The organism is Pedobacter sp. MC2016-24 (assembly GCF_015223055.1).
Classification (GTDB): domain Bacteria; phylum Bacteroidota; class Bacteroidia; order Sphingobacteriales; family Sphingobacteriaceae; genus Pedobacter.
On record NZ_JADFBX010000006.1, the window covers coordinates 19,420 to 44,198 of the forward strand.

Here is a 24,779-nt window from a genome sequence, read left to right on the forward strand (position 1 = left end):
ATGAGCTCATTTTTATATCGCATTTTTGCGATCACGTCAATGGCTATCGTCATTTCCAGTTGCAACAAGCAATTGATTGAAGATCCAAAATCTTCACTTACACCACAATATTTCCAAACAGCCCAAGGATTTCAATCCGGGCTGGATGCTGCGTATGCGGGCAACCGTAATTTATGGGGATCAGAAAAGCTGATGACCATGACCGTGCCGGGAACTGATGAATTCAAATCCGGAGGGGGTGGTAACTCCAGTTTTAATGTGTATGCAAGCAGTTATGACGCCAGCAGTGAATTTTTATACGGTGTCTGGAATCCATGTTATACCTATATCAATACCTGCAACGGAATCATTGATAATGGCGCAACAGTAACCGGTCTTGATGCCAACTCCGTTAAACAGAAAATCGCAGAAGCTAAATTTCTACGTGCCAATTACTATTTTTTACTGCTTAGATTTTTCGGTCCGGTTACCTTGAGCAAAAAATTCATCAGTGAACCCAGCACCAGCGCTGATCGGGCACCAATTGCAGAGGTTTATGATTTTATTGTGCAGGATCTGAAGGATGCCGTTGCGGGCCTTCCCCCAAGTCCGACGCTCAACGGTGTATTACCGGGTAAGGCAACCGCTGCTGCGGCTTCCCATTTGCTGGCGAAAGTCTACCTGACCAGGGCATATTCATCTGCCAAACAACCGGACGACTTCCAAAATGCTTACAATACTGCCAAAGCGCTAATCGATAACGTAGGAACATTGAACCTGGGATTGTTGCCGGATTTTAGCTCCGTTTTTTCGGAAGGCAATGAGGCCAACCGGGAGGTCCTTTGGAGTGTTCAGCATACTGCTAACCTGACTTATAATGGTGTTAGTAGTGAATTGAATTTTCATTACGTGATGGGGTATGAGAACTATCCTGGGCTGGTCCGCTCTATGGCTTACGGACGACCATATGGCCGTGTTCAATTGACCAGCTGGCTGGGAAATGTTTGTTTTGCTGACAAAACCAATGATACCAGGTACTACAAAACCTTTCAGTCTGTATGGCTGTCTAACTCGGCTGATAAAATTCCAAAGGTTAACGGGGTACCTAAATACGCCTTAGGTGATACGGCTATTTACATGCCAGGAGTGGATGTGACGAATGCGAAGATCAATGCAACCCGTTACTTGTTGGTTCCTCCGCGAAACTATACCTTACAGTTATATCCGACTATGACCAAATACCAGGATACAAAACGGGCGGGCATCAATGATCCCTCGGTTAGACCGATTATCGTTTATCGTCTGGCGGAGACCTATCTGCTGGCTGCTGAAGCAGCTGTCAATCTGAATGACAATACCAATGCGGCAAAATACATCAATGTGGTCAGGGCGCGTGCAGCTTTTCCCAATGGTGATGTTGCTGCAATGAACGTAACACCAGCGCAGATTACGCTTGACTATATTCTCGATGAGCGTGCCCGTGAGTTATGTGGAGAACAAACCCGCTGGCTGGATCTTGTAAGAACAAATAAACTCGTAGAGCGTGTCAAGCTATACAATCCTGATGCCGGCCCCAATATCCAGCAGAAACATGTTTTAAGACCTATACCTCAAAGTCAGATCGACCGGATTATCACAGGTAATAAATATCCGCAAAATGATGGCTTTTAGCCTTTAGCAAACTATTACAACTATTTAACCAGTTTATGGAAAAACGAAGAGATTTTATTAAGAAACTAGCGATAACATCGGCAGGAGTCCTGGCAGGCAACAGTCTGTTTGGGATGAGCGCGAAAAGTTACCGCAATATCATTGGTGCCAATGAACGAATCCATGTCGCGATCATCGGTTTAAATGGCCGGGGCACTAGCATGGCAAGCACCTTCGCGCGACAAAAGGATGCAGAGATACTGACACTTTGTGATGTTGATACCCGGGTTTTTGCAAAAGCGCTAAAAGCTGTAGCCGATAATAAGCAAATAACCGTTCCTAAAATAGAGGGCGATTGCCGCAAGGTGATGCAGGATAAAAATATTGACGCCATCTATATTGCTACGCCCGATCATTGGCACACGCCCCTTACGATCATGGGGTGCCAGTCAGGAAAACATGTATACGTAGAAAAGCCTTTAAGCCATAACCCGCATGAGGGCGAACTTGCAATTGCTGCTGCCCGTAAATATAACCGGGTTGTGCAGATGGGGGCACAGCGCCGTTCAGCCCCAATACTCACGGAGGGGATACAACAATTACACGAAGGTATTATTGGTCGGGTTTATTATGCAAAAACCTGGTACACGAATGACCGTAAGCCTACTTTTCTAAAACGCGGCACTACGCCGCCAGCGCTAAATTATGACCTGTGGCAAGGACCTGCACCACGACTGGCTTACCAGGATGGCTTGATCCATTACAACTGGCATTGGTTTTGGCATTGGGGTACTGGTGAAGCGTTAAACAATGGGACGCACGAAGTAGATATCGCCCGTTGGGGATTAGGAGTTGACTACCCTGTAAAAGTAACCTCGTCAGGCGGACGCTATGCCTATAAGGACGATTGGGAAACGCCGGATACGCAGGTTGTAACGTTGGAATATCCCGAGAAGAAAATGATCATGTGGGAAAGCAGCAGTGCGAACGGCCGAAGAATTGAAGGTGATGAGCGCGGGATTATTTTTTATGGTGAGAATGGAAGCTTAAGCACGGGGACTGATGCTTACAAAGTGTTTGACCTGAAAGGTAAACTGCTGAAAGATGTTGGTCCTAAAACCAAGGAAGAGCCGGTACAGGGTCGCAATACAGCCAGCGTAAGCCTGAGTCTGGATGGCATGCATGTGGCTGATTTCCTGGATGCAATACGCAATAACCGTAAACCGAATTGCGATGTGGAGACCGGGCATAAAAGCATCATCGGGATGCAGTTAAGCAATATAGCCTGGCGTGTAGGCCGGGAACTTCATCTTGACCCGAAGAACGGTCATATTCTAAATGATCCTCAGGCGCAAAAGCTATGGAAACGTAGCTACGAGCCAGGTTGGGAACCTAAAGTTTAATATTAGTTGATCAATAACAATTTCACATGATCCATTTTTTAAAAAAACCACTGCTAACCCTAGGTTTGGCAGGCGGCCTGGTAAGCAGCCAGGTAATAGCCCAGAAAAAACTATTTCCTGAGGCCCCGGGTATTGTATCGTATACCTATCGAAACCAATTTGCCAAAGATGTGCCCGGCACGCTGGATTTAATCAAAGCCAATGGTATAACAGATATCGAGTTTTCGAGCCTATTCAAACAAACGCCTGAGGACTTGCGCAAAATGTGCGATGCAAGAGGACTGAAATGCTCATCGTACGGAGTAAGTTATGAGGACCTGGTAAACAAGACCGAGGAGGTCGGAAAGACCGCCCGAATATTGGGTGCATCTTTTGTCCGCATAGCCGGAATTCCTTACAAAGGTACTTTTATCCTGGAAAATGCCAGGCAGGCGGTTGCCGACTTTAATAAATCTGGTAAGCTGCTGAAAGATACCTATGGCCTTACTTTCATTTATCATAATCATGGTTTCGAGTTCCAGCCTTATCAGGATGGCACGCTTTACGACTACCTGCTTAAAAATACCGACCCCAAATATGTGAGCATGGAACTGGATATCCTGTGGGCATTTTTGCCTGGCCAGGATCCGGCGCAATTGCTGATTAAGTACGGTTCTCGTTATAAAGCATTGCATATGAAAGATTTGAAAAAGGGCATTGAACGCGGCAGCCTTTCAGGTAATACTGCGAAGGATAACGATGTGATTTTAGGCACCGGACAAATTGATATCCCGGCAGTGATAAAAGCGGCGCGCAAAGCCGGCGTAAAACATTATTACATTGAGGATGAAAGCAGTTCATCCCTTAGTCAGGTGCCTGAAAGTATCAAATATCTGAATGGCCTAAAAAAAGACTGAACCCATAAACAAGATGAGCACAAACATTGAAACTTACCCAGAATTATCAACCACGACTATTTTATGTTATTAAAACCTTATAAAACACTGGCATTGGGCATTGCACTATTGTCAGTGTGTATTTCTGGCATGGCCCAGACTGGCGCCCCGGTAGAGACCAGGCAAGCCAACGCCGATTACAAACCTGCCTTTAAAGGCCAGACCAGAATAGGTAGCGTTAAAAGCAAAACCGGATATAAAGATGAGGTGATCAATACCGATCTGAAAGATCCATGGGGTATTTGCGTATTGCCTGACGGACGTTTACTGATTAGCGGCAAATCAGGTACCATGCAAATATTGACTACTGCGGGTAAAATCGTAAAAACGATCACAGGTTTCCCTAAAGTACATTACCAGGGGCAGGGCGGTTTACTCGACGTAAACATTGATCCGAATTTTAAAATCAACCGCATGGTATATTGGACTTATGCCCAGCCTGGTGAAAATGGTGCGGCATTGGCTGTTGCTAAAGGCAGATTATCTGCTGATGAGACCAGGTTAGCAGATGTAAGTGTAATATTTGAGGCTGTACCCCGCCACAAAGGTGGTGGGCAGTACGGTTCACGATTGGTATTTGACAGAAAAGGCAATATTTTTGTGAGTTCGGGAGATCGTAGTGCGAACAATATTCGTCAAAAGGCGCAGGATCTGAGCGCTACAACAGGCAAGATGATCCATATCACCAAGGAGGGCAAGCCTGTTGCCAACAATCCATTCATCGGAAAGAAAGATGCCAGGCCCGAAATCTATGCTTTGGGTTTCCGTAATCCGGATGGTTTGGCTATTCATCCTGTTACAGGAGATTTGTGGGAGGCTGAGTTTGGGCCCCGTGGTGGCGATGAGCTGAACCTGATCAAAGCTGGGGGAAATTACGGTTGGCCTGTGGTCACTTATGGCATTGAGTATAGTGGCGAGAAAGTGTACGAAGGCATTCAGCAGAAAGAGGGTACTATCCAACCGGTTTATTATTGGGATCCCAGTATTTCACCGGGTTGTATGATTTTTTACACGGGTAACATTGCGGAGTGGAAAAACAATATTTTACTAGGTGGCCTGGGTGGTGTGCATATTGCCCGTTTGGTCATCAGAAACAATAGAGTTGTGGGGGAGGAGCGTTTGCTGGAGAGTAGGATGGAACGCTGGCGCTGCATGGCTGTTGGTAAAGACGGCAACCTTTACGCCGGTACCGATAGCGGCAAGCTCTATAAAATAAGCAAGAAGTAATGTAGACCTAAAATAAATACTTATGTATGATGCGAATAAATCTATATTATATTTGGAAGGGAAAGTTATCTATAAAAGTAATGTAGAATGAAACACATAACACGTTTTTTGATCGCTATTGCCTGTTTAGCGCTGACTATGCCAGTCCATGGGCAGAAGAAAAAGAAAACCTCAGGAAATCCGGTTTTTTCTGGCTGGTATGCCGATCCGGAAGGAACTGTATTTGGTAAAACCTATTGGATATACCCAACATATTCAGCTAAATATGAAGATCAGGTTTTTATGGATGCCTTCTCTTCCAAGGACCTGGTGAAATGGGAAAAACATGAACGTGTAGTAGACACCGCAAATTTCAAGTGGGCAAAAAAGGCGGTCTGGGCACCCTCTATCATTAAAAAATATAAAAAATATTACTTGTTTTTCGGCGCCAATGACATTCAGAATGACAATGAAGTTGGGGGCATCGGTGTGGGTATCTCCGATGCTCCTGAAGGTCCGTTCAAAGACCACTTAGGTAAACCGCTTGTTGATAAATTTTACAACGGAGCACAACCGATAGATCAGTTTGTATTTAAGGACAAGGATGGCCAGTACTATCTGTATTATGGTGGTTGGAGGCATTGTAATGTGGCCAAACTGAACGAGGATTTCACGGGATTTATCCCTTTTGAAGACGGCAGGATCTTTAAGGAAGTTACTCCTGAGGGTTATGTGGAAGGACCATACATGTTTATTAAAGATGGCAAATATTACTTTATGTGGTCTGAGGGTGGCTGGACAGGACCGGATTATTCTGTTGCTTACGCCGTAGCAGATTCACCTATGGGGCCATTTAAGAGAATCGATAAAATCTTGAAACAGGATCCTAAAGTTGCTACCGGTGCGGGCCATCATTCTGTGATCAAACACCCTAAAAAAGATGAATATTACATCGTCTATCACCGGAGACCATTGGGTGAAAGCAACGGTAACCATAGGGTAACCTGTATCGAGAAAATGGAATTTGATGCAAAGGGATTGATTAAACCAGTGACCATAACCTTTGATGGGGTAGCTGCTGATCCGATAAGATAAGCGCAATCAGACCAAATGACCCGGTTCCGGTACAGATGGGGTTAAAACTATCATCCTGAGTCCGGGTGATGCGAAGGAATTTGAACTGTCCGAACTCGATGAAGCCATTCGCATAACTGAGGAGTACATCGGTATGCGCTCTCGCAAACGCAGTGGCTCTGCTCTTCCTATAATATCAAATATTTCCGATTTGTTGGATGTTGGTGTCTTTTTACTGTCGCGGCAAGAAGACGTCATGATGATAACTAATAATGAGCAATAAAACGCTGATTTCATAGGAGAAATTTAATGTATTTAGGATTTGGCTAGATGTGCCTGTCTTTTGATTGATTTGATGGTTGCCTGGATTTTATTGGGTAGGCAAATGCTTTATTCAAGTTCGGCGTCAAGTACATGAATGGGCGGTTCGATCAGTATGGTTTCAAAATCTTCACCCTCAACGCGTAGTGTCTTTTGGGTACCGCTAACAGTCCAGTTCTGAACTTTTTTGATGCCGACCGGATAGATGTCGATTCCCTGATCGTGAATCCTCATTCTGGTAAAGTTCTTGAAATTTGGATTGGCCAGGGCCGATGAAGATTCATCTTCATGCATGGCCAGCAGTCGATTTGAAAGATACAGGTATACACCCATTAAGAATGAGGAAAGCGTTCCACCAACCAAACCAAAAATGATTACGATCATTGCGTTTCCCCACCAGCTTCCCCAAAAGGACATCAACTCGGTCTGGGCCAGCCAGAACATGGTAGCGAAAAGCATCATCGTTTGACCCGAAGCGTGCACAAATCCAATGATGAAACTCCCGGGTTTCTTTGCCACCCGGTCTACAAACAGCCAGAAACCACCAAATAATGCACCGATGCTCAGGGCTATCGATGGTGCGCCAAGAAAGTAAATGCCAATGGTTTCGAAAAATCCGGCAAGGGAAATGCCTGTAAACCTGCTCAGAAAAAAGGTGCCGTTCATGATTGCCTGATGGCTTTGTAAAAGCCAGAATAAATAAACATAAACTAAACAGGCTAGACTGATGAACGCCGGGTTCTTAAACGGAAAAAGGAGGTTGCCCAACAGCAGTCGCTTAGCGTCTGACGCGCTCGGGAAGATCGCTTTGCGGGTAATGTTTTCTTCTGCACGATCTCCAGCAATGGCGTTGAGTACAGGGGGTAGGTTGTGAGTGAGATGCAGAAATGCACCTCCGCCTCCTGAGGTGATGTATTGGTGACCATTTTCTTTTCGGGAATAACGAGAATAATGGTGCAGATCACCGGTGATATTAATGGCAAGTTTGAATTTTTTTCCGATTAGCTGGTGCTCGTCTCTGATATGCCTTGCAATGAAAAAATCCAAACGGTCAAAGGACTGATCGTTTTTGCGGATTTCTTTATATACCCAGGCAGGTTCAGCAGTGACTAGAATAATTTTGTCCCCTTCCAGCATTTCTTCCTTGGCTATACGCGTAAAGTAATCCAGCTGAGGTTGATCGATATTGGAATTTAGTTGGATATCGGTAGCCCAGATCCAGTAATTATTGGGTAGGGGAATTGCGAAATAGCTTCGTTTCTGAACGGTCCGCCAGATGCCTATGCTGCGCTGCTGGCAAAATAATTTCATGAAGTTCCCAAGTCCGTCGTACCAGTCATGATTTCCAGGGATGGCAAAGAGCAGGGGACGGTTCAACTCTGAGAAGACTTCGTTTTGATCACCTGCTGCCTCAAATGGGACCTTGAATTTGTTAGTGTAGTTATCAAGTGTTGGAAATGGGTAAACTTCATCGCCGCCAAGAATCAAAACATCACCGCGTATGGTGGTAAAAGGCCCGGATTTTTCGTCCTCGGTCTGAACTACAAGCTGTCTCTGTGCGGCCTTTTTGGCAACCGAATAGGTCGAATCAAAGCCATCACCGGTATCGCAAATAAAATCAATCCAGATTTCCTGCCGCTCGGTAACAAGCCGTTCCCGGAGCTGGCGCGAATCTTCATCGCTATCTTTACTTAATGCGGCCTGTAGCTCACGCCGATCTGCATAGTTACCAAACGTTCCCGAGATTACAGATTTAAGGGCGACATTCAACAGCATAGCGGGTTGAAACCAGTTCGTCATCCGTGCTTTTTTGTAGGGATTCTCATTCATCTTAAGGACTAAATTTGGATGATAAATTTGTAATTCATAAACAAGTAAATTGCTTTTCGGTTTGAATAACCAAATCTTTAGTTTGATATTCGCCATAGAGCAACACTTTCGGGTCAATTTCCTCTGCTTTCTAATCTTACATGGTCCTCAAAAATATGGGATGAAATAATTTTTTTAAAAGGTAAGCGCTATTTGATGTATTTTTCACCGAAGTTAGCTGTGGAAACCTGTGATCTTAATGGATTCCTTAAAAAAGAAAATGAGCCATGAAAACTATATTTAAATTGACGGGGATTTTTGTAATCCTGATCCTCAGTAATTGTACTGAACCAAATAAAAGGAAGACAATTTCTACGGAAACAGCATCAAATGCTGCTCTTAGCGAAACAAGGCGTGAAGATGAGCTCTTTGTTGGAAAGAATTTTTATTCAGGAGATGAACTCAATACTTATACTTTCATACAATCAAATAAAATCAAAGAAAATGATAGCCTGACCTACTCAATTTATAAAAAAAATGATGGAACGGGCTATCTCTTCAGTATGGAAAAGCTAGTTTCAAATGAAGATCAGGAATTATATAAAATTATAGGCTTATACAAATTTTCTGATTATGACGCTGCAAATCATCGGGTTGAAGTCTTGAATAGGAGCAATGGATCTTCAATTTTATTTATGAATAGAGATAAAATTCTGAAAAGATGGGAATTCGTGTCTAATCACCTATAAACTCAAGAAAAATTAGTCTGTAGCCAGGCTTATCTCCCAGCTTTTTGCACCCAGCTGTGGTAGTTCAATTGAAACTGAATTGCTCCATTGGGATCGTGACCAATTTATTTTCCTCTACCAAGTGCCGTACGACCTGCATTTGTTGAATGTCGGAACGGTCCGCAATTCTAAATAATATGCTCATTCATTACAAGATTAAAGAATAGCCTATGTTTTCTTAACCTAAGTTATAAAAAAATCCTCATCACCAGCTTAAAGTGAATATCCTAAACTAAATTCCTCTCCACATTTTGTAAAGCTTGGAATGGGATTCATCTGGATTGGATTTTGAGTCACAAAATCGTGAATTGCTATCCGAATAATTTTTTTTAGGAAAATGAAGCCGTATAGAAAGTAGTTTAGGCTGTGATTTTTCGGAGTTATAGGACAGGGGGTCTCGAACCCCGGGGGACTTGATCCATGGGCGATTGATGTTGTTACTTTGTGGTGTTGATCGGAGATGGATACTGCAGGTTCTGAGGCGATTGACGAAATAACAAATTTATAAACAAATCATTTTGAGAAAATGGGAATTATCAAACAAGGAGTACTTGGCGGTTTTGCCAACAAAACCGGCGCCGTTGTAGGCGCTTATCACAGGGGGCAGGACACGATTCGTGCCTTACCTCGCAAAACAAACAAAGCGCCTACACAGGTGCAAAAAGACCAGCGATTTAAGTTTGCCCTGGTCACAGGAATTATCAGTCGTATTGATAGTTTAGTTGATGTGGGCTATGCTTTACCTGGTTCAAAAATTACGACGGCTGTGAACGAGGCCGTGAAGTATCACCTGACAAATGCGGTGGCAGGTGTAAGCCCGAACTTTACGTTCGATTATACCAAACTCCGTTTCAGCACGGGTAACCTGGAGATGGCACAGTCGGTCCTGGTCGATTCCATCGCTGCAAGTAAAGTGAAGTTTAGCTGGGACCATGTGGAGCAGGACAGCAAGAAGATTGATGGAACCGATACCTCAAAAAACGGAAGCAGGGAAGGGACCGGGGTATTTAGACGGACAAGGCACAAAAGGACAATTCGTTGTTATACAGATTGGTACCTGGAACACGCTCCAGGTACTTTTCTACAGTCTCAAATTGTTGATTTGCTATGTGTTGCCGACAAGTGAATTAGGATTCCTGTTGAGGGAGTTGTGAGGCATCCATATACGCGATTTCCCATTGGTGGCCGTCAAGATCTGCAAAGGCATGCTGGTACATCCAGCCATGGTCCTGCGGCTCGCTGTAGGTGGAGCCGCCAAGTGCTTTTGCTTTGGAAATAATTTGCTCAACGGCGTCTTTAGATTCAGCATCGAGTGTGATCAATACCTCGGTGTGACTTTTTGCATCGCAGACCGATTTTTTTGTGAAAGTTGCAAAGTAAGGCTCGGTCAAAAGCATGACGAAAATGCTGTCAGAGATGACCATACAGCCGGCTTTCTCGTCGGTAAACTGCGGGTTGAAGCTGAAGCCAAGGCCATTGAAAAATGAGATCGATTTTTCCAGATCTTTTACTGGTAGGTTAATAAATACTTTGGTTGCCATAATTTTGAATTTTTAGTGTTATAATCATCCAAAGTTCGGGCTGCCATTTTCAAATAACATTTACATTTGTTGAGAAAACGAAATTATTTATTAGCGAAAAATATCCTGCTGAGTTGCGTCGGTGTAATACCTAAAAATGAAGCGATGTGGTGCTTTTTCAGCCGGGTGACCAGTTGCGGATAGGTATTGAGAAATTCCTGGTATTTGGTTTTTGCGGTATCTGCCCGGAATGATATCTCCAAAGGTTCTTTCTCAATTATCCAGTGTTGTTCTAAATACCTGATGTAGAATAGCGCGATATCCAGGTGATCGTTTAAAAGCTTTTTAAACGCAAAAAAATCATATTCCAGTACGGTTGAGGTCTCAATAGCAGTAATGGTAAACAGGCTTGGTTTTTCTGTGAGCATGGCCGTTACCGACGCCGCCAGACGACCTTCGGGAAAAAAATATTTGATGACCGTTTCTCCTTTCTCAGATGCATAGTATTGTGAAAACAAGCCATGGGCAACGAAAGCTACTTTTCTGGGGATCTGGCCTTCATTGATAAAGTTTTCTCCTTTATGGTAGCTTTTCTCGCGAAGCAATGCCGCCCAGGCCGCTTCTGCCTCTGGTGAAATGGGATAATAGCTCCGTATTTTTTGAAAGAAAAGTTCCGTATCCATATGACGCCTTTTGGGTAAAGTTAATTGTTTTGAGATTTAAAAAATGAAATATTTAGCTGAGATCTATTCATGGTCCGAGCGTAAGATAAGAAACTGGAGCATCCAGCCCCATGATTTTATGATCGGCAGTGGTTAAGGAGAAGATACTTAATGGCATAGTATACCCAGTTTCTTTTAGCTTCTTATGATAGTTGTTTGGGGAATACTATTCCATTTGCTACTTTGTACCAAAATTTAACGCAACCATGAAAAAGCTCCTGATTATACTTTTCGTTTTCACCCTCTTTTGCAACTCCAGTTTCGGTCAATATGCTCAAACTGTAAAAGAGACTGCAACAGCCATGCTTAAAGCCAAAGACAAAAAGGACTACGACACGTATGTCGACTATTTTTATCCTGGCGATATCAAGATGCGGGGAGGTAAGGCAGCATTCATCAAGCAAATCCAGGAAAACGATAAACAAGCACAGTTAATGGGCTTCAATATCAATAAAAAAGAATCTCTTGGAAAGGTATCGAAGATCTATAAAGCAGGCAAAGAGTTACATTGTACGATAGAATGGAACATCCGAAAGGGTAGGTTTATCAGTCGCTGGCACATGTTTGGCGTTAGTGGAGACCAGGGAAAAACCTGGAAGTTTATCCTAACCGCTGGCCTTACGCCCAGCCAGGTCCAGGCCATGGTTCCGAAATTCAATCAGGCACTGACCTGGGTGGATTATAATGAGGAAATTTAATTATCAAATAGCTTTAGCGGATTAATTAATTTTAGATTCTCGGTAGCAGAGCGGTTCGACATCAGTTAAGATTACATCATAGCATTTTTTACGACAGCTTTTTACCACACGGATGCCCTCACCATTATCACCAGATTGCCCCAGGACTTTTCATCTGCTTTATCCTTGGAGCAATAAAGGTGCTTTGTTCCAAGTTATCACTACTGAAGTTTATTTGTGTCGATTTTTATTTTAATGATTTTGTCATTAACAATCCTTTCGTAGGTTGTTTTTAAGAATCTTTTTGTGTCTTTGGAAATGACTTCATTTTTAGTGATTTCGGTATACCTGATCTTTCCACCTTTACCGAAATGATGAATTTTTTTTAAATTCCAATATGCACCATTTTTTCCATAAGTTGAAAGCATTTTGTCTTTTACGTTGACTGTTAATTCATAACCAGACAGATCTTCTATGAATTCAAAAGATTGCTTTTTGCTGTTGAAAATATATGCGCTGGAATATGTCCCTGCAGTTCCTGATGCAGCTTTATCAAAAAACTTGAAATCTTTGTACCCGTCAAAGTTCAGATCTTCAAGATTGTCTTTGTTTAAATTTTCAAAATCAATGGTATTGAAGCTATGCTTGTCATATTGCTCATCAAAATTGCTTAATATTATTTTGTTGGTACTTAGGTTTTTTAATTCCAATGTTCTATCTCCAGTTTCATCTCCGGGAGGAACAATAAGAGCAATTTTCCAGTAGCATTTTACACCGTTAATTACAAAAGGTCTGCTAGTTTTGATAAGTGTGTCTGATTTGTTAAAATCTGGTTCTGTTTTTTTGCGTTCAGATACTGTTGGAACGCGTTTCTGAGCTGATTTTTTTTCTCCAGAATTACTACTTTTCTCTGCATTTTTTCCAGGTCTGTTTTTACAAGAATTTAAAAGGAGCAAAATTGCAAATAGTAATGCTGTTTTTTTCATTAGCGCTTGTCTTTTTTTAAGCTGTTTCTTAATTAATCCATTTCCTCTAATTTAGAAAACAAAATCCGCGAAGTGTGAAACCATCTGCAATTAATAGGATTTGGTTTACGATAGCATTTTAACAATCTTTTAGTGGCCATCGTTAAAATCACAAAATACGATTATGAGGTTCTCAAGTATTTGCTGAACACATTGATGTACCTATTGTCAAGTTGCATGATTGTAATATCTTTCCACTTAAATTTGGTCAGCTCTTTATCCAAAAGGCCTGTTGGATCAAAAGAGTTTATGCTCACAGATTTATCTGTTACTTTGATTATCGGACCAATTGCGAAAATCTCTTTTCCAGGTTTCTCATTTTCGATAATCGCATTCAATCCAAGTGCTTTTACGGATTGAAATATGGTATTCCAATTGGTTAAGTCAATGGAATGAGGATAGATTACTTTATCGGTAATACCTTCCCACTCCATAATATCGTTGTAATACATGTCGTAGTCGTTATAACGGATTTTTGAGATAGTGGATGTAGCAAAGATTCGATAGCCATTCAAATTAAAATCGTCGATTTCCTGAAGAACCACAAAATCCTCATTAAAGTCTACAATATATCCATAATCTTTTTTGATGGAGTTACGACCGACCTTCCTAAATAGGGTGCAGGATATCCTGCAGTTCAGGTGGTCTATTATTCTGTTGAATATCAGTGAGGATTTCATATCAGGTTGATTAAGTTTTACTAAGATAAAGAACGCACCTGTACCAACCAAGCCATGACATGGATTGATTTAAGTTATTCTTCTGAACTTATTTCATTCAAGCTACGCAATCTTTAGTATATAAAATGACCACCTTGTGCGGTTGTAATAATATTCTAGTGCGACTTTTTAGCAAGTTTGTAATTTTTCCACTTTTTATCTTTAATAATTTCGTAGTTAAAGGGGAATATTTTTGATGTTTTCTGAAAGCTCCTCATGGCTTGATCAGCCGCTTCTTTATCACTAATTGCTATGAAACAATTTCTATCAGTCATGTGAGTGGTTCTAAAAACATAGTAGTTTTTAATGTTTTTGGCTTTCAATAAACCCTCAATTGCATGATCCAGGTTATCCATAGCGTTTAATTGTGTATCGCTGGGAAGCTTACGCTCGTCAACTATCTCATATTTGCACTTTACTTTTATGAAATAGCAAAATTCTTCCTTATGTATGAATTTCTCAAATGCGTTGTTCATAACGATGACAAAAGGATGTCCATCTTTAACAAAATCGCTTGCCGAAAAATCCTCTGGAACAAAATAGCTATCTGTTTGGATCGATTTGTTTGGATCAACATTTCCAACATCATATCCATCATAGGATTGTAGATTGTACCTTGATGCAAGATCATAGAGTTCCTTATTTAAAGCATATAACGTGTGACCGTTGTGTTTTTCTTTTCGCTCAACGTGTAACCAGTAAGTGTTATCTTCGCTTTGATAGATTTTTACAAATTGAAAATCCTTCTTTTTTAGTTCCTCTGCTGCTGCTTCCAAAGGTTTCCCAGTTTCATTGGTGAAGAAATAACCATATAACATAGTCGTATCAGTGTTTACACCTTTTTCCTTCATATCTGTATAAAAATCCTCAATTTGTTTAAGTGGTATTTCATTATAGACCTTGTTTTTACAAGAAAAAAATAAAGTGAAAAGCGCGGACAAAGTAAGCAAGGGCAGTCGGGAAAAGAGATTCATATTGCGCTAATTGTTGTTATACGAAGATAAAAAAATAATTAGATCCGGTACGGGATGGCCTAAATATATGTATCAAGAAGTAAATAAAAAACGACCGCTATACAATATAATCAATAAAAAAGCGTCTTTATATGTGAGAGCGTTAATTTAGATAAGCGGTGAGTGGTCGGAGGACTATTCACCGCTTCTTTTTTTCTATTATCTGGCTTCTGTTGGACTAATAGCTAAATCAAGTACTTGTCCAGTTAGTTTAATCCTGCTTTTCAAAGGTATAATATGAAGAAAATAGATCTGATCATTCGCTTTTTCCAACCTACATTCTTGACTTTTAGACGACTTGCAAAGGTTGTTGTGGGTATCGTGCTGCTTTCGAGTTGTACGACTGAGGAGCCTGCATTTGTTGTGAAGGGCGATAGCGTGCTCAAAAAAGACGTTAAGGTGAATGTTGAGCTGCTTAAGGACGATGGTACAACAATGGCAACCACCTTTTTTAAAGGTAAGCGCTATGAAATTCCGAATCAAAGGACGCTTCGTTATGCGATTTATGTATCTTATAAAGACAGTCTTTTTTATAAGTTTGAGTTCGATAACCTGCACGGCGGAATTAAAGGTGAGCCAATTAACGAAATCACAATTGCTGAAGCGGACGCTGCGTTAATGGTCTGGTATAAACCCCTTAAACAAAGCTCTCCAACGAGCGGCCAAATTTTGCTACCTTGGAACGTGTTGGTAGATGAGGTTGGCTATACATCTACTGAAAAAGATAAATTTACAGTTTTTTATAAAACAGATCATGATTAAGCCCAGCGCCGGTCTTACGCTGATATAACGATCAAATATATTATTGTGTATTCTGGTTTGCCTTCAAGATTTCTTTTACCTGCTCAAATTCTAAGTCTAACAATAACTGATAGAGTCCCTCTACTTGTTTACGGTTAGCGAATTTAGCTTTGATTTCTGTTCCATCTGTGAATATTCCTACTACGCACAGATCCTTATCCGTTTCAAGCACAGTTTCTTCGTGTTCTACCACACCAACCCAGAACGCCCCATGCTCATCATCCATGTTGAGTGTTTCTGTAATTGCTGTAATCACGTCGGTTATACGGACATTGTCTATTGACTCTCCCCAAGCTTTTTCTAAGTAAGATTCCATGTGTTTATTTTATGTTGCAGATCGTTCTTTTTCGAATATGATTAATTAGACAAAAGTTTTCTTTTTGATGTTAGAGATCTTTTATTGCTAAAATAACAAAATATATGTGGAGTTCGGATAATAGTATTTTAGACTGGTTAAAATTATGGGAGTTTAGTTGTGAAGCTATAATTGACGAAATAAATTTCGTCGAAATTTTATACTTTTAAGTAACTTGATTATTGAAAATCTTGGTATGGCTGAAAAAACTTTTAATATCTTCATCCAGTGTTATAGTTCGGACTATGGAGTGTTAATTTCATCTTAATGTGATCTAGTAAAATAAATAATCATGAAATATTTTAAAATGTGTTTGCTTCTGTATTTATTTATTTCATGTTTGCCAAAAAATAGCCTTGCACAAGGATCTTATGATGTTAATTTGGCTTTAGGGAAGAAATCTTACCTAAACAAAGAGTATATTAAAGCTGCCGAATATTATTCAAAAGCATTTTCGTCTAATCATAACCTTGGCCGTGTTGATCATCGTTATGAAGCCGCAATTTGTTGGGCATTGGGAGGACAGATTGATTCTGCATTTTATCAGCTAGATAAAATTCTACCAAAATATTATAATCAATTTACAAAATTTTCAAATGATTCTTCATTTCGGATTTTATGGAAAGACCCAAGATGGGCGCGTCTTTTGAAATTAGTTGAGAACAAAAATCCGGATCCAGAGAAAGAAATTCAAACGACAGTTGCAATTAGTAATAACCTATTAGCAGCGAAATTAGATACCATACTAAATGATGATCAGAAGTATAGAAATAAATTCGAAGATGTTGAGAAAACACTAGGGCCAACTTCAGTAGAGTTGGATATTTTAAGGAAACAAATTTCTTTACAAGATTCTATAAATCTGGAGAAAGTCAAACTTATATTGGATAAATATGGGTGGTTAGGGCAGGATGAGGTTGGTGCTAACGGAAACCTTGCGTTATTTCTTGTTATTCAACATGCTGGCTTAACTATGCAATTGAAATATCTTCCGTTATTAAGAAATGCTGTGAGTACAGGAAAGGCTCGGGCTTCAAATCTTGCATTGCTGGAAGATCGTATAGCCATAAGCCAAGGGATGAAACAAATTTATGGGAGCCAGTTAAGACTGAATACTAAAACTGGTAAATATTATGTACTGCCATTGGAGGATCCTAATAATGTTGATAACAGACGTGCTAAAATAGGGCTGTCACCTCTTAGTACATACGTTAGCAGGTGGGGGATTATTTGGAGCGCTGAGCAGCATATTAAAGATTTTCCCTGATGAATAAAAGAATAGCCACCACACAAAATAATCATTAAAAAAGCGTCTTTGTATATAAATCAATAGCTATTAGTTGTTCGGAAATTACGCCCTTGTCAATGCAGTTAACGCTATCGTGTGATGAAAGTACTTACCTTTTTCATCTCTTTGGTTAACTATAAAGTCCTCTGGAAAACTTTTAGAATTCCGCTTGACGGGATAGGAGAGCTTCTACGTCTTTTAAGTTATTTTAATATCAATTCCCAATCCTAAATCCTGTAACTATAGCAGCCCGATTGAGGTGTTTTCTCTTCCAGGCATGTCTGCTTTTTCCATTTCCTCAACCGTGCTCTCGCATTTTTATAAGGCGAAGCGCTGTTAAATTGAATGAGTCTCCCCAAGGGCCATTTACCATGGAAAGGCAAGTGATATAACACATCATCATCAAGGCTATCCACAAGCAAAATAATACCTTTTACCGTATCGTCAAGTTTAATTAACAAATCCCCGTAACTCAGCTCCTGGTAATCAATATAAAACTTCTGGGCCAACTTGCCCAATTCATTCCATTTAAAGCCCGTTTCCGGAAAATCACAGGGCAATTGCTTAGACTTCAAGCGTTGCCATTTCAAAACCAAAGTTCCCCAGCCAATCAAGTAACTAACCAGGTTATGGACATTCATTAAAGTACCTTTAGCATGCCCCTCCAATTCTAAAGATCTGGCCTGTTCAGCCGAAATCAACTGCAAATCTAATTTGAGCAAAATATAAGACTGTTCAATTTCTAACAAAAGAGAAGCTTTATTATGAGGTATTGGCATAGGCGTTAATTAGGTGTGACCATAAAAAATCAAATCTATTCAAAAATGAATGACTAAACAATTCATTAGATTTTTCTCTGATCTAAAGACGAAAACGCCCGCCGGAAGATATCTATTGCTATTGGAGGAACACCCTGGGGTGGCGGAAAATTGACAATGGGTTTGGTTAATAAATGGTAATCGCAGTTTAATTACTAATATAATTAGCTTTTAATTCTTTTTACCAAAAATATTAGTGTATATTTGCCCTTACCAAAATACAACGTCATGTCAACAGAAAAGCAGATCATACATATGGATCAGGATGCCTTTTTTGTGTCCGTTGAGGTGAAAAAAGATGCATCATTAATCGGCAAACCAGTCATTATCGGCGGAACCTCAGACCGTGGGGTGGTCGCTTCCTGTAGCTATGAAGCACGGAAGTTCGGTGTACATTCGGCGATGTCATCGCGTATGGCCAAAATGCTCTGTCCACATGCCGTATTCATCAGGGGCAATATGGATGAATACTCCAAAGCCTCCCATGAAATTACGAATATTTTAAAAGATCGTGTTCCCCTAATTGAAAAGGCCAGTATTGATGAGCACTATATTGATATGACCGGTATGGACCGCTTTCACAGCACCGAAAAATACGCGCATGAGTTGAGGACACTGGTAATCAAAGAAACCGGGCTGCCGATTTCCTTTGGCTTATCGATCAATAAGACCGTATCCAAAATGGCTACCAACGAATGTAAGCCCAACGGGGAGCTGAATGTGGCGCAGCCTGGAGTACGCGATTTTTTAAACCCGTTGTCCATCCGTAAAATACCTGGACTGGGGGAGAAGACATTTATTAAGCTTAGTGACATGGGCATCAAGAAGATCTACACCTTATCGCAGATCCATCCCGAGCAGATGAACTTTTTACTGGGCAAATCCGGCTTGTCACTGCTCCAGAAAGCGCAGGGCATAGACAATAGTCCGGTGATCCCATATTCAGAGCAGAAATCCATCGGTACCCAATGTACCTTTCATGCCGATTCGATCGATATTGAAATGATCAATAACCTGTTGGTGGCGCAGGTGATGGACATCGCTTTCCAGTTGAGAGAGAAAAAGAAGCTGACAGCCTGTGTCACAGTGACCATCCGTTACGCCAATTTTGAAACGGAGACTAAACAAATGGCTATTGGTTATACTTCTCTGGATAGCGTGCTCATTGCTACGGCAAAAGACTTGTTCAAGAAAATGTATAACCGCAGGATGCTGCTCAGGTTGGTCGGTGTCAGACTTTCTAACCTGGTTACTGGTTTTGAACAGATTGACCTGTATAGCGAATCCCAGGAGCAATATAGCCTGGTTCAGGCTTTGGATAAGATCCGTCGCAGGTTTGGATCAGACGCAGTAACCCGGGCTGCGGTAATGGACATTAAATTATAAGATCATGTACTTGAATGTTCATTCTCAATACAGCCTGCGTTATGGCACCATGGCGATTAAAACTTTGGTGAAAGAAGCCAAAGCGCGCGGGATCACCCAAATGGTGATCACTGACATCAACAATTCTACCGGCGTGATGGAATTTATGCGGGAATGTCGAAAGGAGAAGATCAAACCCATTGGTGGAATGGAGTTCCGCAGAGATAAGAAGTTATTGTATATCGGAATTGCAAAGAACAAGGAAGGGATGAAGGAACTCAACGATTTTCTGAGTCATCATAACCTGGAACAAAAGCAATTGCCGGATGAGCCCTGGGTGTTTCAAAACGCTTACGTAGTTTATCCCTTTGGTCATAAAACTGTGTTGAAATCAAATGAATACATTGGCGTCAGGTTTGATGAGCTGCACCAATTTTACAATAAAGAACTCCAGCATCCAGACAAGCTGGTGGTATTGCAGCCTGTATTTGTGGCCGATAGGATCGGTTATCGCCTGCATGAATATTTGAGGGGCATTGACCTGAATACGCTGATTACAATGGTGGAGCCGGAAGATAAATGTAAAGATACCGACCTGTTTTTAAAGCCAGTGGAGCTGGAAGCCAAGTTTTTCAAGTATCCTTTTATTCTGGATAATACGCGTAAACTCATGGATAGTTGTGTGATGGATTATCCAGAAGGTAAGGTGAAACTCAATAAGAAAACATTTACCGGAGATATCAACGACGATAAAGCGCTACTGGAAAAGCTGGCGATGGAAGGAATGCGCTATCGGTATGGTACTGGGAATAGAGAGGCAGCCAAAAGATTGAAGAAAGAATTAGAAGTGATTGTAGACTTGAATTTTTGCGCTTACTTTTTGATCACCAATGACATCATCCAGTATTCCATGCGCAGGGGCTATTACCATGTGGGCAGAGGATCTGGCGCGAACAGCATTGTGGCCTATTGCCTGCGGATTACCGATGTAGATCCGATAGAACTGGATTTGTATTTTGAACGATTTTTAAATTCAGAGCGGAGCAGCCCGCCCGACTTCGATATTGATTACAGTTGGGATGAGCGCGAAGATGTGCAGGGTTATATCTTTAAGCGTTATGGTCGGGAACATACGGCTTTACTGGGCACCATGTCCACCTTCAAGGACCGTTCTGTGATCCGGGAGATCGGAAAGGTGATGGGCTTGCCCAAAACTGAGATTGATGGCTTTACCGATCCCAGTCGTGCTGCGCAGAACCGGGAAAACGATACCTTTAAAAAAATCATGGCCATTTATGAGCTGATGGGTAAAATGCCCAACCAGAGGAGTATCCATGCGGGGGGTGTACTGATTTCAGAAGAGCCGATCACTTATTATACTGCTTTAGATCTGCCCCCTAAAGGGATGCCGACTGTACAATGGGATATGTACGAGGCCGATGATATTGGCTATGACAAATATGATATTTTATCGCAACGTGGGATTGGTCACATCAAGGAAGCGGTAAAGCTGGTGCAGCAAAACCTGGGTAAGACTATCGATATCCACCAGGTAAGGGATTTTATGCTGGATGCTAACCTGAACAAAAGGTTAAAAACCGGGAACACCATTGGCTGTTTTTACATTGAGTCGCCCGCCATGCGGCAACTGCTGACCAAATTGGTTTGCGATAACTATTTAACACTGGTCGCTGCCAGTTCTATCATCAGGCCGGGGGTAGCGCAGTCGGGGATGATGAAGACCTACATTCAGAATTTCCATACGCCAGACCAGGTGAAATACCTGCACCCGGTGATGGAAGAGCAATTGAAAGAGACATTTGGCGTGATGGTATACCAGGAAGATGTGATTAAGATTTGTATCTATTATGGTGGCATGGATGGTATGGATGCAGATATATTAAGAAGGGGAATGAGCGGGAAATACCGTTCACGGGTAGAGTTTGATCGTTTGATTGAGAAGTTTCATGAGGGGGCAGCATTGCTGGGCAGACCGGTGGACATCACTAAAGAGGTTTGGCGGCAGGTGTCTTCTTTTGCGGGTTATAGTTTTTCGAAAGCACATTCTGCCAGTTTTGCGGTGGAGAGTTACCAGAGTTTGTACCTGAAAACGTATTACCCAGTGGAGTTTATGGTGGGCGTGTTGAACAATTACGGAGGTTTTTACACCCGGTGGCTGTATGTACATGAGCTGAAAAGGGCAGGAGCAACAGTGCACTTGCCTTGCGTAAACCGGAGCAGTGCAGTAGTTTCTATTCAGGGCACTGATGCTTATTTGGGTTTTGTAGGGATTCAGGGTTTGGAAAATAAGTTGATGGAGCGGATTCCTGAAGAAAGGAGGTTGAACGGAGATTACCTGGATCTGGAGGATTTTGTCCGGCGTACGGAGATGAGTTTGGAGCAGGTGATCATCCTGATCCGCTGCGGGGCGCTTCGATTTATCGGTAAGAGTAAAAAAGCTTTGCTTTGGGATGTGCATACGATGCTTGGGCAAAAGGCAAAGCCCAGTAACCATGCGGAGCTGTTCCAGGTACCCACTAAAAATTATGTGATGCCGGATCTGGTCAATACCAAACTGGAGGATGCCTATCATGAGCTGGAGCTTTTGGGTTTTCCTTTGACGCTCTCTATGTTTGATTTACTCAAAACAGCGTATCGCGGAGATATCCGCACGAATGATTTGACCCGGTATGTGGGACAGACGGTGAGGATGGTAGGCTTATATGTTTGTGAGAAAACAGTACATACGAAAAACAACAAGAAAATGTGGTTCGGGACATTTTTAGATGCGGATGGGAATTTCTTTGATACCACGCATTTCCCAAACAATACATCTGTTTATCCGTTCAGAGGCACAGGTTGCTACCTGATTTTGGGCAAGGTGGTGGTGGATTTTGGCTTTCCCAGTATTGAGGTAGCCAAGTTTGCTAAACTGGAAATACAGGGTAATCCGGTCATGGAGTGATGGTTGAAATAATGTTTTATTTCTTAAATTGCCATTCTGCCATTGGCAGTTTCTTGCGTCGGTCAGGAAAAAGAAGTTAAAAGTACATAAGAGTAAGTGGTTAATTATGATTAAATTAAATTTAAGAAACCGTATGTTTATTCAAAAAAATAAAATGAAGCAATTGTTAGTTATTTTGGGGTGTTTTTTAGTGTTTAGTTGCAGTCCTCAGAAGAAGATGGATGAGCAGCTTATTGGTAAATGGGACGGTTCCCTTAAGGATCTACAAACGGGAAGTTCAATAGAAAAAATTGTTTTCGAATTTACAAAGAACGGTGATTTTCTACAACACATGGGTAAAGGGAAGACGCAAAATACGATTGAATCAAGCTATGAAGTAGAAAATGATAAAATAGTCTCCACAGACAAGCAAACTAAGGAAAAAACGGAAGTAAAGTATGCGATTAAGAACGATACGTTGACCATCGCATTCGAAGGTGTTGAAAATAAGTTTATAAAGGTTAAGTAATTAGGTTAAGTGTTTAGCTTACGAAATCTCTATTTTTAATCTTATTCCCTTTTTATCTGCTAGCGATGGATAAAAAGTTATAACCCTTTTTTACCGTCAAGCCAATATCCGTGTAAGTATATCTTTTGTGCCCCTTTGCTTTTGGCCACTTTTCTGAATGTCTGGGCAGACTTTGCGTTACCGGTTAAAACAAAGCTGGCTTTTTGGAAGTCTGGTGTTTGAAACAGGGGAAGTTGATTTACCCATTCTTCGTTTCTGAATGACCCGTTTTTCGCGAATACCATGTAGTTTTCCAGACCCAATAATTCAGGTGCCTTTTTATTTTGATCGTCCAGTTCAAAAATGAATTGAAATTGCTGTTTGTTTTGTTTCAGTACGGGTAAAAATGAACAGGCCAATGCTAATGAAGTTTCGTCGCCAAAGATGACATAGCCAGCGGCAGACCGATCATAATAATTACGTTCTGTCCTGGGTTTATTCATTTTAATCTCGTCTTCTGGCTTCAGGTCTTGCATGAACTGACTTCCGGATCCTGAGCCGTGTAGGTGGACAACCAATTCCAAAAAGCCGTGGTCTTTGTCTGCGTGCGATACTGTGTACCGCCTGGCTTCAGTATCACTTACCCGAAAGTCAATGTAACAGCCTACAGGGAAATTGAGGTCTCTGAAGTTGCCGCTCAAGCGGACTCTCTTGACCGTTTGCGATATCAATTCGGTCTCATTTACCACTACATCGGGTAACTTGGATATAAACAGGTCTACTGCATCGAATAACCATTTAGGTGCACTTGGCATAATGTTGAAATTTGATGCCAAAGAACGGGAAAACTACGCTCAGAGAAAAGGACGCAAAGATGTGGTTACTGGACTAATCGCGGTTTTTGTTTCTGAATGTCAGGGCGGTCATCCCACTTGCTTTTTTAAATAACCTTGAAAAGTACGCATAGTCGTCGTAACCCAATTCAATGGCAATCTCTTTGATCGATTTGTTGGAATGGTAGAGCAAACGTTTGGCCTCTAAAATGAGACGTTGCTGGATATGTTGAGAGACCGATAATCCAGTCGTGTTTTTCACACATTCATTCAAATAGGCGATAGATATGTTCAATTCATTTGCATAATCTGCCGGTCTCTTTTTTTTCAGAAAATGCAGCCCCAGCGCTACTTTAAATGCTCTGGTTACCATGTCAAAACGAGAAAGTTTATCTGCAGGGGCGGAGCTTTCCAAATACTGGGAAATGATAAGCCCGATAAATGCATTGCAACTTTCTTTCAATATGGAGTCATAGAGCCTGTCTTTTTTTCTTTCGAACAGGCTGATGCATAACAACATCGCCTGACGCAGATCGGTAAAATTACGATCATCCAATTGTATGGGTTTTGTTGGTGTAATTTCCTCCAATAGTGTCAGGTACTGTGCACTTATACTTTCATTGCCTATTGCTAAAATGTAAGCTACCACATCTGCTCCAACTTGAAATAGCCGGTGCACCTGATTTGGATGGATATACAACAGCGAGGGGGTATCTGCTTTGTAGCGTTCAAAATCAATTTCCATTTCCATTTCACCTCGTTCATGTAATGCAAAAAAATGAGCATCATGACGGTGCGCAAGCTCGGTCTCTACTTCAAGATATGGCGCCATGTCGGGCGGAATCTGGCCAACGACAATTCCATTTTCGAACACTTCAGCGATTTGCTTGACCGGAATGGATTGTGCTTTGTTTTTCATTGGGAGTTTTGTCTGTTTGTAAAGTTAGTTTTTTTGACCAATTTAGTTATTCACGGTAACGTGCATGCCGGATACAGATTTTAATGGCAAGTTCATGTATGAAAATC

The 24,779-nt window shown here is 41.4% G+C and carries 23 protein-coding genes; 13 read left to right on the forward strand and 10 right to left on the reverse strand.

Features of this window, described 5'->3' with window-relative positions:
* From IM797_RS15565 to IM797_RS15585, 5 genes are all read left to right on the forward strand, one after another.
* Positions 1 to 1,650 carry a RagB/SusD family nutrient uptake outer membrane protein gene (locus IM797_RS15565; protein WP_194128078.1) on the forward strand — a complete coding sequence of 550 codons (1,650 nt, stop codon included), beginning with the start codon at positions 1 to 3 and terminating at the stop codon, positions 1,648 to 1,650.
* A gap of 35 nt (positions 1,651 to 1,685) precedes the next feature.
* Positions 1,686 to 3,032, forward strand: coding sequence for a Gfo/Idh/MocA family protein (locus tag IM797_RS15570; protein WP_194128079.1), 1,347 nt, complete (start codon positions 1,686 to 1,688; stop codon positions 3,030 to 3,032).
* Between the two features lie 26 nt (positions 3,033 to 3,058).
* Positions 3,059 to 3,928, forward strand: coding sequence for a sugar phosphate isomerase/epimerase (locus IM797_RS15575; protein ID WP_194128080.1), 870 nt, complete (start codon positions 3,059 to 3,061; stop codon positions 3,926 to 3,928).
* Between the two features lie 63 nt (positions 3,929 to 3,991).
* Positions 3,992 to 5,194 (forward strand): PQQ-dependent sugar dehydrogenase, encoded by a 1,203-nt coding sequence (locus tag IM797_RS15580; RefSeq protein WP_228098890.1) that lies wholly within the window; start codon positions 3,992 to 3,994, stop codon positions 5,192 to 5,194.
* A gap of 87 nt (positions 5,195 to 5,281) precedes the next feature.
* Positions 5,282 to 6,268 carry a glycoside hydrolase family 43 protein gene (locus IM797_RS15585; RefSeq protein ID WP_228098891.1) on the forward strand — a complete coding sequence of 329 codons (987 nt, stop codon included), beginning with the start codon at positions 5,282 to 5,284 and terminating at the stop codon, positions 6,266 to 6,268.
* Between the two features lie 369 nt (positions 6,269 to 6,637).
* Here IM797_RS15585 and IM797_RS15590 read toward each other — a convergent pair whose 3' ends face one another.
* A complete protein-coding gene (locus IM797_RS15590) occupies positions 6,638 to 8,398 on the reverse strand; it encodes a hypothetical protein (RefSeq protein ID WP_194128081.1) in 1,761 nt (586 codons plus the stop codon).
* A 266-nt stretch (positions 8,399 to 8,664) separates the two neighbouring features.
* Between IM797_RS15590 and IM797_RS15595 the strand changes: the two genes are divergently transcribed.
* Together IM797_RS15595 and IM797_RS15600 are read left to right on the forward strand one after the other, a co-directional pair.
* The gene (locus IM797_RS15595) at positions 8,665 to 9,126 is read left to right on the forward strand and encodes a hypothetical protein (RefSeq protein ID WP_194128082.1); all 462 of its coding nucleotides are present in this window, start codon (positions 8,665 to 8,667) and stop codon (positions 9,124 to 9,126) included.
* A gap of 565 nt (positions 9,127 to 9,691) precedes the next feature.
* The gene (locus IM797_RS15600; protein ID WP_194128083.1) at positions 9,692 to 10,291 is read left to right on the forward strand and encodes a DUF6266 family protein; all 600 of its coding nucleotides are present in this window, start codon (positions 9,692 to 9,694) and stop codon (positions 10,289 to 10,291) included.
* Between the two features lies 1 nt (position 10,292).
* On the opposite strand, the gene IM797_RS15605 is transcribed toward IM797_RS15600, so the two are convergent.
* Together IM797_RS15605 and IM797_RS15610 are read right to left on the reverse strand one after the other, a co-directional pair.
* Entirely contained in the window at positions 10,293 to 10,706 is a 414-nt protein-coding gene (locus IM797_RS15605; RefSeq protein WP_194128084.1) for a VOC family protein, read from the reverse strand.
* 83 nt (positions 10,707 to 10,789) lie between these two features.
* Complete coding sequence (locus IM797_RS15610) at positions 10,790 to 11,368, reverse strand: Crp/Fnr family transcriptional regulator (protein WP_194128085.1); 579 nt, start codon at positions 11,366 to 11,368, stop codon at positions 10,790 to 10,792.
* 245 nt (positions 11,369 to 11,613) lie between these two features.
* On the opposite strand from IM797_RS15610, the gene IM797_RS15615 reads away from it, so the two are divergent.
* Positions 11,614 to 12,105 carry a hypothetical protein gene (locus tag IM797_RS15615; RefSeq protein ID WP_194128086.1) on the forward strand — a complete coding sequence of 164 codons (492 nt, stop codon included), beginning with the start codon at positions 11,614 to 11,616 and terminating at the stop codon, positions 12,103 to 12,105.
* Between the two features lie 200 nt (positions 12,106 to 12,305).
* Here the strand turns inward: IM797_RS15615 and IM797_RS15620 are convergent, their stop codons facing one another.
* From IM797_RS15620 to IM797_RS15630, 3 genes are all read right to left on the reverse strand, one after another.
* A complete protein-coding gene (locus tag IM797_RS15620; protein ID WP_194128087.1) occupies positions 12,306 to 13,070 on the reverse strand; it encodes a hypothetical protein in 765 nt (254 codons plus the stop codon).
* 161 nt (positions 13,071 to 13,231) lie between these two features.
* On the reverse strand, positions 13,232 to 13,789 hold the full coding sequence (locus IM797_RS15625; RefSeq protein WP_194128088.1) for a hypothetical protein: 558 nt from the start codon (positions 13,787 to 13,789) through the stop codon (positions 13,232 to 13,234).
* A gap of 155 nt (positions 13,790 to 13,944) precedes the next feature.
* Entirely contained in the window at positions 13,945 to 14,802 is an 858-nt protein-coding gene (locus IM797_RS15630) for a DUF695 domain-containing protein (RefSeq protein ID WP_194128089.1), read from the reverse strand.
* Between the two features lie 276 nt (positions 14,803 to 15,078).
* Between IM797_RS15630 and IM797_RS15635 the strand changes: the two genes are divergently transcribed.
* A complete protein-coding gene (locus IM797_RS15635; protein ID WP_194128090.1) occupies positions 15,079 to 15,603 on the forward strand; it encodes a hypothetical protein in 525 nt (174 codons plus the stop codon).
* A gap of 40 nt (positions 15,604 to 15,643) precedes the next feature.
* Here the strand turns inward: IM797_RS15635 and IM797_RS15640 are convergent, their stop codons facing one another.
* Complete coding sequence (locus IM797_RS15640) at positions 15,644 to 15,958, reverse strand: hypothetical protein (RefSeq protein ID WP_194128091.1); 315 nt, start codon at positions 15,956 to 15,958, stop codon at positions 15,644 to 15,646.
* 331 nt (positions 15,959 to 16,289) lie between these two features.
* Here IM797_RS15640 and IM797_RS15645 point away from each other — a divergent pair, with 331 nt between their 5' ends.
* Positions 16,290 to 17,264 carry a DUF6624 domain-containing protein gene (locus IM797_RS15645; RefSeq protein WP_194128092.1) on the forward strand — a complete coding sequence of 325 codons (975 nt, stop codon included), beginning with the start codon at positions 16,290 to 16,292 and terminating at the stop codon, positions 17,262 to 17,264.
* 248 nt (positions 17,265 to 17,512) lie between these two features.
* Here IM797_RS15645 and IM797_RS15650 read toward each other — a convergent pair whose 3' ends face one another.
* Complete coding sequence (locus IM797_RS15650) at positions 17,513 to 18,064, reverse strand: ClbS/DfsB family four-helix bundle protein (protein ID WP_194128093.1); 552 nt, start codon at positions 18,062 to 18,064, stop codon at positions 17,513 to 17,515.
* Positions 18,065 to 18,331: 267 nt separating this feature from the next.
* Between IM797_RS15650 and dinB the strand changes: the two genes are divergently transcribed.
* The 3 genes from dinB to IM797_RS15665 all read left to right on the forward strand — a co-directional run bounded on the left by dinB (position 18,332) and on the right by IM797_RS15665 (position 22,941).
* Positions 18,332 to 19,489, forward strand: coding sequence for a DNA polymerase IV (dinB, locus tag IM797_RS15655; RefSeq protein ID WP_194128094.1), 1,158 nt, complete (start codon positions 18,332 to 18,334; stop codon positions 19,487 to 19,489).
* 4 nt (positions 19,490 to 19,493) lie between these two features.
* Complete coding sequence (locus IM797_RS15660; protein ID WP_194128095.1) at positions 19,494 to 22,433, forward strand: DNA polymerase III subunit alpha; 2,940 nt, start codon at positions 19,494 to 19,496, stop codon at positions 22,431 to 22,433.
* Positions 22,434 to 22,539: 106 nt separating this feature from the next.
* Complete coding sequence (locus IM797_RS15665) at positions 22,540 to 22,941, forward strand: hypothetical protein (protein ID WP_194128096.1); 402 nt, start codon at positions 22,540 to 22,542, stop codon at positions 22,939 to 22,941.
* Positions 22,942 to 23,018: 77 nt separating this feature from the next.
* On the opposite strand, the gene IM797_RS15670 is transcribed toward IM797_RS15665, so the two are convergent.
* Together IM797_RS15670 and IM797_RS15675 are read right to left on the reverse strand one after the other, a co-directional pair.
* Positions 23,019 to 23,735, reverse strand: a complete 717-nt coding sequence (locus IM797_RS15670) for an FAD-binding oxidoreductase (RefSeq protein WP_194128097.1) — start codon at positions 23,733 to 23,735, stop codon at positions 23,019 to 23,021.
* A gap of 73 nt (positions 23,736 to 23,808) precedes the next feature.
* Positions 23,809 to 24,672, reverse strand: coding sequence for an AraC family transcriptional regulator (locus IM797_RS15675; RefSeq protein WP_194128098.1), 864 nt, complete (start codon positions 24,670 to 24,672; stop codon positions 23,809 to 23,811).
* Between the last annotated feature and the right edge of the window lie 107 nt (positions 24,673 to 24,779).